Genomic DNA, 12,698 nt, shown 5'->3' on the forward strand with positions numbered 1-12,698 from the left:
TCCTTTGGACTATCCCTTATTATTCGATGCCGGCACGGGCGAAGATCGTATCGACTTCCTTCATGTGATGACGGTGGTCAAAGCAGTCCTCGATTTCTTCACTGCTTAAAACATTCGTGATGGCGGGTTCATTTTCTACAAGCTCCCGGAATGGGATGCCTTTTTCCCAGGCCTCCATCGCTTTTGGCTGAACCGTGTCATACGCTTCCTCGCGCACCATGCCTTTGTTGATCAGTGTAAGCAGCACGCGCTGCGAGAAGACAAGGCCGAGCGTTTTATCCATGTTTGCTTTCATATTGTCTTCAAATACTGTCAGGTTTTTCACGATATTGCCGAAGCGGTTCAGCATATAATTAAGCGCCGTGGTTGCGTCCGGAATAATAATTCGTTCGGCCGAGGAATGGGAAATATCTCGTTCATGCCAGAGCGGCACATTCTCATAAGCGGTCAGCATATGGCCGCGGATGACCCTGGCCAGGCCGGTCATGTTTTCCGAACCGATCGGATTGCGTTTATGCGGCATCGCTGATGAACCCTTCTGTCCTTTGGCGAAGAACTCTTCTACTTCCCGGGTTTCACTTTTTTGCAGGCTGCGGATTTCGACAGCCATTTTTTCAATCGAGGTGGCAATTAAAGCGAGAGTGCTCATGTAATCTGCGTGACGGTCCCGCTGCAGCGTCTGCGTCGATACCGGCGCTGCCTGCAGGCCGAGCTTTCGGCAGACTGACTCTTCAATAGCCGGCGGGATGTTGGCAAACGTTCCAACCGCTCCCGAAAGCTTCCCAACGCGGATGCCTTCGGCCGCTGCGTCAAAACGTTCGAGATTGCGCTTCATTTCCTGGTACCAGAGCGCAAGCTTGATGCCGAAGGTAGTGGGTTCTGCGTGCACACCGTGGGTGCGTCCCATCATAATCGTATGCTTATGCTCTTTTGCTTTGTTTTTTAAAATTTCGAGAAACCGCTCCAAATCTGAGCGCAAAATATCGTTGGCCTGCTTAATCAGGTAGGAAAGAGCGGTGTCCACAACGTCGGTGGAGGTCAGGCCGTAATGAACCCATTTGCGCTCATCGCCGAGCGTCTCCGACACCGCCCGGGTGAATGCCACAACGTCATGACGTGTTTCCTCTTCAATTTCCTGGATCCGTTCGATGTTAAAGGAAGCATTGTCTCTTATTTTTTTCACGTCTTCCTTTGGAATGTCCCCAAGCTCCGACCAGGCTTCGCAGGCGCAGATTTCGACCTCAAGCCAGGCGTTAAAGCGGTTCTCTTCGGTCCAGATGGCACCCATTTCCGGGCGTGTGTAACGATCGATCATAATCAGGTTCCTCCACTCTTCTCTTTAATAATTAACTCTCTATGTACTGCTTCCAAACGTCCGTGGACCTATCAAGCGCATCCTGTAGATCCTCGCGGAGCACCGTCCAGTGCCCCATTTTCCGGCCGGGCTTGGCTTCATCCTTGCCGTACAGATGCACATGGTCCTTGCTCCACTCTTCCATATGCGCAGTTACCGCTTCAACGTGTTCACCGAGAATGTTGGTCATAACCACCGGCTGCTTCAGTCCAGCGGGTCCAAGTGGAAGACCGCAGACAGCGCGGATATGCTGTTCAAACTGGGAGGTTTCACATGCCTCAATCGTATAGTGACCGGAGTTGTGCGGCCTCGGCGCCACTTCGTTTACATACACTGTTTCATCATCTGTAACAAACATTTCCACTGCCAGGGTGCCGACAAGATCCATATGTTCGGCAAGCCGGTGGGCAATACGGATAGCTTCTTCATTCACAAAACGCGATATTCTTGCCGGTACAATGGTCTGGTGCAGAACATTATTAACATGGATATTTTCTCCGACCGGAAACACGCTGGTCTCCCCGTGCACGCTCCGGGTGACAATGCAGGAAATTTCTTTTTGGAACGGAATCCACGCTTCAAGTACGAGCTCTTTGCCTTCGCTTCCCCCAAGGGCTTCAAACGCTGCTTCTGCATCTTCTGCTGCTTTTAACACTACCTGTCCCTTGCCGTCGTAACCGCCGCGGCATGTTTTCAGCACGCTCGGCACACCAATCTCTTTTACCGCTGCCGATAGCTCTTCGCGGGAGGTCACCTGATGGTACGGAGCTACTTTAATATTCGCTGCTTCAATGGTCTGTTTTTCACGAAGGCGGTGCTGCGCCGTATGAAGCAGCTGGCTGCCCTGCGGAAGATAAAGAGTATTTTCCAGATGCCTGGCTGTCTCTGCGTCAATATTTTCAAATTCATAGGTTAATACATCACACGCTTCTGCCATTTTGTCCGCCCCGGCACGGTCGTCATAAGATGCTTCAATTTCAACATCTGCCACCTGTCCAGCGGGCGAGTCTGTTTTTGGTTCAAGAACGGCCACACGGTAGCCCATTGGCTTGGCCGCAAACGCCATCATCCGTCCGAGCTGTCCTCCTCCAAGTATTCCGATTGTCTGTCCGGGTTTCATTACTTTCCCCATAATTCATCTCCTGACTGCATGACCTGCTCACGCATTTGCTCTCTACGCTGCTGCAGCTTATCTGCCAGCTTTTCATCAAAGGCTGAAATCATCTGAGCGGCCAAAAGTCCGGCATTTGTCGCTCCAGACGTTCCGATGGCCACAGTTGCTACCGGCACACCGCCGGGCATCTGAGCGATGGATAAAAGCGAATCCCATCCACTTAAAGCCTTGGACTGAACCGGGACCCCGATGACCGGCAGCGTCGTTTTCGCCGCTATCATACCCGGGAGATGAGCCGCTCCCCCGGCACCGGCAATAATCACTTTTATTCCTCGTTCTCTTGCCTCTGCCGCGTACTCAAACATATAATCCGGCGTCCGGTGGGCGGATACGATGTTCTTTTCAAACGGTACTCCGAGCTCATCGAGCACTTCGCATGCCTTCAGCATTGTGTCCCAGTCGGACGTACTGCCCATTACTACTCCTACCTGCGGTTCCACTTGCGCCACCCCTTTGCTTTTTCCTCACGTGCTTTTTGACATAAAGAAGCCCCGGTGCCAGATCCATCCCTAAAAAAGGATAGTCTTCCGCACTCCGGGGAAGGTCTCGTGAACGTATATGCTCTACTATAGAAGAAAAATTCAAGCCGAAGCTTCCACTATTTCAGATAAAGGCTTCGTTTGATCATTCTCCTCATAGTCCAGCAATTTACGGTTGCCGGGTAGAGACGCTCGAGCCTTATTCCCGAAAGTATATGAGGATTGTCATCGTTCTGCTTTTCTTGCTTACGTTTTACAGCTTAACAATTTGTTATATTATCTGTCAATCAAAATTCGAACGATTAGAATAAACTCGGATTAAACGTTCGTTTATTTCATTTTTGCTTCAAAACTGATTTCCTGCCTCACCGGCACATACTGTGTTTCTCCGTTAATGGTCTGCTCTTCAAATACAGGCTTTTCCATTCTGCGCACCGGCATAAAACCTTCTGCAGCAATCCGGGAGAGACACTCTTCCACTGTTTCTTCTTCCTGTACGTAAAACGTCTGTTTATTTTTCTTTTTAGCCATTCGTGTCGCTGCTCCTTATTTCTTTACTTCTATGCTTCCAGTATAACAGGTTCTTTCTAAAAAAAACGAACGAAGCAGAATTTCATTTCCCGCTTCATTCGGCTATTTATCGTCCGTTTTCTGTGCCTATCGTTCGTATGGTCTCTTTTAGGACTGCAACACCATTTACACAGTCTTTTAATTCAGTAAACTCTTCTGGTGTGTGGCTTTTGCCTTCAAAGCTCGGCACAAACAGCAGGCCAAATGGCACGTAGGCTCCAAACATCATAGCGTCATGGCTAGCACCCGATACGAGGGATTCTGTAGCTAAGCCGATGCTCCGGGAGGCCTCCTCAATTGAACGCCGGATCCATTCCGGGACCGGCACCGGTTTTACTCTGAAGGCCACTTCATGAGAAACAGTAAGCCCGCGGCGACCGGCTATTTTTTCTGCTTCGCTTCGCGCCAGGCTGATCATTTGATCCCGGACTTCTTCGTCGAGGTCCCGGATATCTGCTGTCAGCCGGGCCTCTCCGGCAATTACGTTTGAACCGTTCGGCTCAAGCGAAAGCCTCCCTACGGTAGCTACTGCGGTGTCACTGTGCATAGCCGGGAGCTGTTCCAGATACAGAATAAATTCTGCTGTTGCTGCAGCTGCGTCTTTCCTGATGTTCATCGGAGTGTTACCGGCGTGATCCGTTTCTCCCCAAAAATGAACGTCAAGCCAGGAAGGGCCGGCGATTCCTTCTACCACCCCGATACCCGCCTCCTGCTGTTCGAGCTGTTTTCCCTGCTCCACATGCAGCTCTAAATATGCCCGCAGCCGTTCACGCGGATAAATATTTTTCTCGGGCTTGTTCGGCGAATAATCCATCAGCTTCATCGCCTCCGCCGCCGTCACTCCCTCATCATCACGCATTTGAAAAAAATCATCTTTTGAGATATCGCCAACGGCCGCCCGGCTTCCGAGCATCCCGCTCCCAAAACGTGCCCCTTCCTCATCGACGAAAACAGCAATTTCTATTGAACAGTCCAATTCGGCTCCTTCGGCCTTCAATGCTTCTACGGCCATCAGGCTCGATACACAGCCGAGAGCCCCGTCAAAAGCACCGCCGTTTTTTACAGTGTCGAGATGAGATCCGGTAAGGATAATTGGGGCCCCGGCCCGACCTGACTCCCACAGCCCGTAAATGTTTCCTACACCGTCCTCCCGTACACTCAGGCCCGCTTCCTCCATCCAGGAACGAAAAAGATTTTTTGCCTGCTGCTCCTCTTCTGTATAGACATAACGTGTAATGCCGCCCTCTTCCGTGCGGCCCACAGCTGCCAGTTCCTCCAGGCGGCTGGCCAAAATCTCGGGGTCAATCGACGGAAAACCCCTGCTTTCCTCAATGGTCTGGAGGAGGCGCTCCCTGCTGAATCCCTTGTTACCCAAAGCATCATCACTCCTTCTCTTCTTTCAGACTAACACACCGGCACAGACGTTACACTTCATTAAAGGAAGGAACATACACTTCCCCCTGACTATCTGCCTGCTCAATGATACGGCGCACCTGTTGGGATAAGCTGTTTGGAGGATACGGCTTAGTCAGGTAATGCCGGACGTCCATACGGGCCATTCGCTCCTTATCCTCGTGCAAAGCCGAGGAAATAATAATTGGCACGTCTTCGGTATGACGGAAGGATTTCAGCTGTTCAATAAAATCCCATCCATCCATTTCTTCTCCAAGCATCAGATCCACCACAAAAACCTCCGGCCGCAGTCCCCGTTTTAATGCATTAAGCGCTTTGTAAGGATTGAAGTAGTGCACTACTTCGTATTTGGCGTGGCGAAGTTCTTCTGAGAGAAGCATTCCCAGGCTCCGGTCGTCCTCGAGTATAAGCACCGAGTGAAGATCACTTTCTTCCGGCAGTTCTTCAATATCGAAATCGACTCCTGAGATTGGGAAAAATAAGCAGAAGCTGCTGCCTTCCCCTTCTATCGAATCAACCTCTATTCTGCCTTTATGGTCTTCAACAATTTGCTTCGTTACGGCAAGCCCGAGACCGGTGCCGCGGATTTTCCTCCGCTCTTCATCATTAATACGGTGAAACTTTCCGAAAAGACGGGGAAGCTCTTTTTCCGGAATCCCAAGACCTTCGTCTGTTATTTTTACTCTCACCATATCCTGCTCATTGGCAAGCTCAATTTTTACCTCGCCGCCGTCTGGGGAGAATTTTACTGCATTGCCAATAATATTGGTGACGCCCTGCACGATTTTACTTTTATCTGCATAGATTCGTCCATACTGAAGCCGGTCCTTTACAACAAACGTGTGGTCCGGCTGGTTCGGTTCAAAGGTATCCACGACCTCAAGCATTAGGCTGCTGATATCAACTTCTTCCATGCCGTATTCCTGACGGCCGGACTCCATCCGCTGCAGATCGAGAAAATCATTAATTAACGAAGTTAGCCTTTCCCCTTCCCTGTGAATGGTTTCTATATATTTTTTTTGACGGGCCGGCTTTAAATCTTTGACGAGAAGAAGCTCCGCAAAGCCTAAAATACTCGACAGCGGCGTCCTGAGTTCATGACTTACAGTGCTGACAAGATCTGATTTCATCTGATCAAGCTCAAATTCCTTAGTCCGGTTGCGGTGAACAAAGATAGTTCCCTTTTCTTCGGATTCCATCTGCACATTTCGTCCATATAGCTCGTAAACGTTCACGCCGCTCTCTGACGTAATTTTATATTCGATACTGTAGTCTGGAGAGTCTACGCCACCGATAAAAGCTTTAAAATAGTTTTCCACTTTTCCCCGGCAGTCTTCATCAATTTGCTTGATCCACCCTGACGTCCATTCCGAAAACGGGAGGGTTTGTTTCTCATTTTGAACCCCCGTATTAATCATACTCCATGTCCAATGATTCGCATGCTCAAGCTCTCCATTTTCGTTGATATACTGGATCCCTTCATCAACACTGTCGATAATACGCTGATACAAAAATCGCTCCTCCTCCGTTTCCTCAAACAGAAGAATACGACTGAAGGAAATGGAAGCCTGACGGAGAATGCCGCGCATCGTCTCGCGCTCCTGCACCGAAAAGCTTTGTCCGGTCCTGGTGAATACCGCTGCGCCAATCATTTCTTTTTTACTGCTGAACACCGGCAGATACATTTCGTACACTGCCGTCTCTACGCCGCTCAATCCTTCTTCCCCGGCTCTGGTTTTCCGTTCGGTGACATGAACCTTTTTCGTGTCTGCGATTAAAGCAAGCGGGCTCCCTTCAGAATGATCTTCGAAATGCTGTTTTTCTTCTTCACTTACCCCGTACCAGGCAGCCTGCCAGGAAGGCTCCATCGCTGCCACCATTCCCTTTTCGAAATGAAACAGGTCGTACATTTTGGCAAGCAGCTGTTCCATTAATGCCTGCTTTCCCATCGAGCCGCTGAACGTTTCATTTAACTCGTTTAATGTCCGCAGGTATTCCTGCTGCTCCTGCAGCTCATTCTGCTGGGTAACAAGCTCTTCGTTCCGGTCCATAATCGCGTTTTGATTCTGCTGAATACTTGCTGCCATGACATTAAAGGAGCGGCTCAGCTCTCCTATTTCATCGCTGCGGTGGCTGTCTGAAACCAATATTTCTTCGCCGCCTCCCACCCTTGCCGCAGCGTCCTTCATTTCGACCAGAGGACCGGTGATTTTCCGCAGAAGCAGCCAAACAACAGCGCCGAGCGCTATCAGTATCGCAATCAGATACAGTAGATAGGCAAAATGCGAATTCTCGTTTACCTCGAAGTACTGCTCATTCACACTCATCCTCTCTGCCTCTGCCTGATCGTGTCCACTCGATAAGCTGTTGACGAGAGCCCCGACTTGGGAACTGACCTGCGCGCGGTTTTCAATAGTCGTACGCCCGGATTCTACCGCCTCAGTCAGCTGTGGAAGCCATTCGTTTTCATAGTCATCGAGAAACTGTTCCGTCTGAGCGACCAAATCAGTTTCTGCTTTGTTCAGGCTCCTGTATTCCTCGAGCTGCGTTCTCGCGGCGCTTAAGTTTCTTTCTATATCCTCCCGTTCACTTTCATCCCCAAAAGCGAGGTAGCCGCGACCGGCAATAATAATCTGCTGGGTATAAAACTCCAGATCCGCCAACACATTCTGCGTATCCCGCCACTGCCTGGACTCGTTCTCAAGCTCCTGCTGATTGGAACTCATGTAGGCATGCTGCCAGATACCCCCGGCGGCAGCAAGCGTTAGTACTAATAGAAAAATAATACTAAACCTACGGTGGAGACGTTTCTTTATGTAGTTAAGCATCTAATAAATCCTCCACAATTGTGATAAGCAGAGCCGGGCTGAACGGCTTGGATACAAACTCCATCACGCCTGCTTTTCTCGCTTCTTCTTCGTCTTTGTCCTGAGACTTTGCAGTAATCATTAATGTTTTCATGTTTTCAAGCCTGCCGTCTTTCCGGAGCATAGAAACAACTTCCACTCCGTTATACTCAGGCATCATGTTATCGATAATTAAAAGGTCATAGGAAGCAGTACTTGCTTTTTCATAGGCTTCCTTTCCATCCTTTGCTTCGTCAATTGTGTATTCTTCTTCGTCCTCCAACGTATCCACCACAAGCATTCGAAGTACTTCCGCATCATCAGCTACCAGTATTTTGTACATTTCTTTCCGCCTTTCTGTTTACAGCACCCGCTGAATTAATCGCTTCGCACGTGCGACCAGCTCTTCCTTTCGAAAAGGCTTCATCAAATAATCGTCCGCTCCAAGCTCAAGCGCATGAACAATATCCCCCTCGTTCCGGTTGCCTGTGAGCATTAATACGATCATGTTGCTCGAGGGATACTTTCCCCGAAGTTTTTCAAGCACTTCAAACCCGTCCATGCCGGGCATAGTAACGTCCAGCACGACAAAGTACCGCTGGCCGCGTTCATAGTTTTCTTTTTCAAAAAATGATTCTCCAGAAGGGAAATACTTTGTCCTTATCCGGTACCTCGCTATGTTTAACTGATGAAACTGGTCAGCGACAAAGGAAGCCATCGCTTCATCATCGTCAATAATAAATACATTTATGTAAGGAAGATCGATAGTTGTTTCACCAGAATAGGAAACCACGGCGTTCCGGCCCGAATCCTTTGCTTCAAACATGGCTGCATCTGCTTCATTGATCAGCTCCTGCAGAGAAGCGTGATTAGTAGTGGCGGTAGACGTTCCCGCCGTAAACCCGAGCCGGTACGGCAGGCGTCGCTCTGAGACGAAGTCGGCAAAGGACTGCTGCAGGCGCTTCATGATTTTTTCTGTTTCCTCCGAAAATGTCTGCTGGAAAATGAACAAAAATTCGTCCCCGCCCAGGCGGATCAAGTGATCGCTCGGACGTTTCCGGGAGAGCATATGGCTGACAAACCATTTGAGCACCTGATCCCCTTCATCGTGTCCGTAGCTGTCATTAATCTGCTTGAAGTGATCAATATCCGTCAGTGCTACAGAAAAAGGCTTACCGCTCCGTTTAAACTCTGCCCACAGTCGCCCTTCCTCCATTTCGAGCATTTTACGGTTATAGGCTCCCGTCAACTCGTCCACCGTCAGCGCTTCTTTCATCGGAGCCTGCCACTCCAGGTGGCGGTGAATGACCTGCACCATTTCAACCGTGGAATATGGCGGTTTGATCACAAAGGAAGCCCCGTCTTCATAAAGTTTATCTGCTCTTTCTCTATCTATTCCGCCGCTGCAGAATACCACGACAGGCAGCAGAGCATCTCTCGCTGCATCTTTGATACGTTCAATAATCGTTTTCTCTCCCCGTACGGCCAAATCTTCCGAGAGAAGAACTATTTCCGGATGGAATTCCTCTATTTTTTCCATAAGCTTTCTTCGATCAGAAGCAAGCAGCACGTGATGGCCAAGCATCTCAAGCTGCTCCTTCACTTCATACAAAACGTAAAGCTCTGTATGCCCGAGAAGCACAAAAGAAGATTCTTCTTCGGAATTGTCATAGGAAATGGAAAGTTTCTCTGGCTCGCCTTCCTCCCCAAGCACGTTCATGATTTTTTCGGCATACATCTTCCGGGCTTCTGCGGGAGCCTCTGTATCGAGCGCCCGCATCGCTTCCTCCGCCAATTCAGCTGCCCGTCCCAGTCCGATGGTGGCTCCGGTGCCTTTGATCGTGTGAAGCCATCTGTACATTTCGTCAAAATCTTTGTACCGCTTATGTTCTAAGTATTCATACTGCTTTTTAATATTTGCAATAAAGGTTTTCTGATACTGTTTTACCATAATAATATCCCTTCTAACCGTTATTATCTATTTTCCATTATATACTATTTTACCGTGTCAAAAGTAGCTTAATATAAGAAAAAATGCCATATTTTTAAAAAGTAGAAAATATTTCATCTTTCTATACAGACGCGGAAAAGATACGCATATGCAAATCAACATAAAAAACCGCCCCGGCAATTGCCGGGGCGGCTTCTGTATAAAAGCATCTATGAAACGTAATTTGTCGTAATGATGGAGCGTTCCATTTGATACAGCTGCTCCTGGGAGTACAGGGGCGCATTTTGGGAAAACTGCTCATGAAAGAACGCACGCAGTGCTGCTTCTGTCGTAAAACGATGCGTATAGGCATCCACCGACACGTCCTGGACAAACCGGTCATCCTGCGTGTTCGAATGGCCAAAGAAAATAATTGGCGTCACTTCGCCCGGATTGTGCTTTTCCCTGCGCAGAAAATCTTCTGTAATCGAAGCCGTCGCTTTGGCATGTTCAATCGGACTGTCGTGTACTTCAAATGTTCCTGACCGAATATGCCCCCGGCTTGTGTTTTGAAAAACCATTGTCGTTTCCACGTCTTCTTCAAGATCCGGGTACAGCGTATCAAGCACAAAATCAAGTGTCCCGGCATTGTGTTTACTGACGCCGTGAATAATATGGCCTTTCCATTTCTGTGTTTCAAGCACATACAGTCCGCGGCTCGTCAAAACGACGTGGTCCACCTGGCGGGTCGAAAGCTCCGTCCGGTCATCGAGCGGAACGTACACGTGTCCGGAAATTAACATTTCATCCACAGCAATCTGATTTGCTTCGACAAGATCATTTTTAATGCTTCGAAGCAGTTCATGTGTTTTCATTTCTTCCGGTTCCCGTGAGATTTTCTCCAGATGATAAATGTAATCCGTCAGCTTCCCTTTTTCTTCCTCATATTTGCCGCGTATCGCCTGGATATCCTCGCGGTACTGCGAGCTCTTTCCCTCAATTTCCTCTTCCATTTTTCTATCGTACTGCCGGACTTTTTTCAAATACTGATCCCGCTGAATTAAAATAACTGCTCCAATGATGATTAAAGCTATAATAACCGTGACTGCTATACCCATATAAGCACCTCTTCCATCTCCTGCCTTAATATTTTTACTATGACCCGGAATTTGGTACACTAAAAAACGCTTCTCATTCGCTATGTAAAACTATATACATTATATTTCTATCATAATCAATATATTCCTTTTCGTATACACCTAAAGAAAGGATTCTTCCCTATGACACTTTATTCTGTTGTTCCAAAGGATTTTTACGAAAAACCGACACTCGAACTCTCCCGGGCCCTGATCGGCTGTGTACTTGTGCATGAAACGCCGGAAGGTCCTGCAGCCGGCAGAATTGTTGAAACGGAAGCCTATATCGGCCCGGTGGACCGGGCTGCCCACAGCTACAATTACCGCAGAACAAAGCGGACGGATGTAATGTTTTTTCCCCCGGGTTACGTATATATGTACACAATGCATACCCATGCGCTTCTAAATATCGTCAGCGGGGTGGAGGAATCTCCGGAGGCTGTCCTCATCCGTGCTGTCGAGCCAGTAGCGGGCCTTGAGCTTATTCAAAAACGCCGGCACCGTGTCCGCGGCATTCAGCAGACAAACGGCCCCGGCAAGTTAACAAAAGCTCTTGGCATTGATATGAGCTATTACGGCCATGAACTTGACCATCCGCCGCTGTATCTGTCACCAAAAGACTATGAACCTGTAGTTGAAAACGGCCCGCGCGTCGGTATTTCCGGAAGCGGCAAAGCGCGCCATTACCCATGGCGCTTCTTTGAAACCGGAAATCCTTACGTATCCAAATGGAGGGCCTGAGTTTTGTTATTTCAAAGCGACGATCCGACGGCCCTGGATCCGGCTTTCCAAAATAGCGTCAAGATTCTCCGCCAAATCATCCAGGGTGGTCTCGCTTGCAATCGTATCAAGCAGTGATTGTACTTTCAGGTCGCTTGCGAGACGGTTCCATACATACTGTCTTTTTTCTGCCGGGCAGTACACCGAATCAATCCCGGCCAGATTCACACCACGTAAAATAAAAGGATGTACTGTCGTAGGCACGTCCGTCCCTCCGGTAAGTCCGCTGACTGCTGCAGTGCCGTGATACTTCATCGTACTCAGCAGGTAGGCGAGCGTCTCTCCCCCAACTGGGTCGACGGCCCCGGCCCACATCGCTTTGCCGAGCGGCTTGCGCTTGTCCGGATTTACATCTTCGCGGGAGAGAATACGTCCTGCCCCAATATTCCGAAGATAATCATGGGCTTCGGCGTTCCCGGTAACAGCTGCCACATCATATCCGAGGGAGTGAAGCATCGCTACAGCCATGCTTCCAACGCCGCCAGTAGCACCGGTTACAACAATCTCGCCCTGATCCGGTCTGACTCCTTCCTCTTCCAGGCGCACGACCGATAATCCTGCTGTAAACCCGGCAGTTCCAAAAATCATGGCTTCTCTCGGAGTCATCCCCTCCGGAAGTTTTACCACCCAGTCAGCAGGCACTCTTGCTTTTTCTGCGTAACCGCCGTGATGGGCAACCCCCAGTTCATATCCTGTAACGAGCACCTCGTCGCCCTCCTGATACCTCGAGTCACTGGACGAAGCGACAATGCCGGCGAGATCGATGCCCGGAATCAGTGGATAGCCCTGTGCAATCTGGCTTTTAGGTACTGCTGCCAGGCCGTCTTTATAGTTGATGCTTGAATAGTGTACATCAATGGTGACGTCGCCTTCAGGCAGATCCTTTTCCTCCAGTGTACGTACTTCTTTTGTAACTTCTCCCTGATCGTTTTTATCCACGACCAGCGCCTTAAATGTGCTCATACTTTCCACCTCCATAAAATGATCTTCTGCCCTATTCCCATAAAAGTTTTATT

Annotated in this window: 11 protein-coding genes and 1 riboswitch; of the genes, 1 reads left to right on the top strand and 10 read right to left on the bottom strand. The window is 49.1% G+C overall.

Annotated features, from left to right (window positions below; genetic code table 11):
• Positions 1–19 precede the first annotated feature (19 nt).
• From purB to ACTRXF_RS09170, 9 genes are all read right to left on the bottom strand, one after another.
• Complete coding sequence (purB, locus tag ACTRXF_RS09130) at positions 20–1,315, bottom strand: adenylosuccinate lyase (RefSeq protein ID WP_474278801.1); 1,296 nt, start codon at positions 1,313–1,315, stop codon at positions 20–22.
• Between the two features lie 31 nt (positions 1,316–1,346).
• Complete coding sequence (gene purK, locus ACTRXF_RS09135) at positions 1,347–2,486, bottom strand: 5-(carboxyamino)imidazole ribonucleotide synthase (RefSeq protein WP_474278802.1); 1,140 nt, start codon at positions 2,484–2,486, stop codon at positions 1,347–1,349.
• The gene (gene purE / locus ACTRXF_RS09140) at positions 2,474–2,968 is read right to left on the bottom strand and encodes a 5-(carboxyamino)imidazole ribonucleotide mutase (protein ID WP_474278804.1); all 495 of its coding nucleotides are present in this window, start codon (positions 2,966–2,968) and stop codon (positions 2,474–2,476) included. Before purE ends, purK begins: the two co-directional genes overlap by 13 nt.
• A gap of 176 nt (positions 2,969–3,144) precedes the next feature.
• Positions 3,145–3,246: riboswitch (purine riboswitch) on the bottom strand.
• Positions 3,247–3,337: 91 nt separating this feature from the next.
• On the bottom strand, positions 3,338–3,538 hold the full coding sequence (locus ACTRXF_RS09145; protein ID WP_474278806.1) for an NETI motif-containing protein: 201 nt from the start codon (positions 3,536–3,538) through the stop codon (positions 3,338–3,340).
• Positions 3,539–3,644: 106 nt separating this feature from the next.
• On the bottom strand, positions 3,645–4,952 hold the full coding sequence (locus ACTRXF_RS09150) for an allantoate amidohydrolase (RefSeq protein ID WP_474278808.1): 1,308 nt from the start codon (positions 4,950–4,952) through the stop codon (positions 3,645–3,647).
• Between the two features lie 49 nt (positions 4,953–5,001).
• Positions 5,002–7,818 carry an ATP-binding protein gene (locus tag ACTRXF_RS09155; RefSeq protein ID WP_474278810.1) on the bottom strand — a complete coding sequence of 939 codons (2,817 nt, stop codon included), beginning with the start codon at positions 7,816–7,818 and terminating at the stop codon, positions 5,002–5,004.
• The gene (locus tag ACTRXF_RS09160; protein WP_474262473.1) at positions 7,811–8,179 is read right to left on the bottom strand and encodes a response regulator; all 369 of its coding nucleotides are present in this window, start codon (positions 8,177–8,179) and stop codon (positions 7,811–7,813) included. Before ACTRXF_RS09160 ends, ACTRXF_RS09155 begins: the two co-directional genes overlap by 8 nt.
• Positions 8,180–8,197: 18 nt before the next feature.
• Positions 8,198–9,787 (bottom strand): diguanylate cyclase, encoded by a 1,590-nt coding sequence (locus tag ACTRXF_RS09165; protein WP_474278812.1) that lies wholly within the window; start codon positions 9,785–9,787, stop codon positions 8,198–8,200.
• Positions 9,788–9,996: 209 nt separating this feature from the next.
• Positions 9,997–10,884, bottom strand: a complete 888-nt coding sequence (locus tag ACTRXF_RS09170) for a nuclease-related domain-containing protein (protein WP_322526102.1) — start codon at positions 10,882–10,884, stop codon at positions 9,997–9,999.
• A 162-nt stretch (positions 10,885–11,046) separates the two neighbouring features.
• Between ACTRXF_RS09170 and ACTRXF_RS09175 the strand changes: the two genes are divergently transcribed.
• The gene (locus tag ACTRXF_RS09175) at positions 11,047–11,643 is read left to right on the top strand and encodes a DNA-3-methyladenine glycosylase (protein WP_474278814.1); all 597 of its coding nucleotides are present in this window, start codon (positions 11,047–11,049) and stop codon (positions 11,641–11,643) included.
• 6 nt (positions 11,644–11,649) lie between these two features.
• Here the strand turns inward: ACTRXF_RS09175 and ACTRXF_RS09180 are convergent, their stop codons facing one another.
• Entirely contained in the window at positions 11,650–12,645 is a 996-nt protein-coding gene (locus tag ACTRXF_RS09180; RefSeq protein WP_474278815.1) for an acrylyl-CoA reductase family protein, read from the bottom strand.
• Between the last annotated feature and the right edge of the window lie 53 nt (positions 12,646–12,698).

Source organism: Marinococcus sp. LNHM3E3-2.2, from assembly GCF_056034385.1.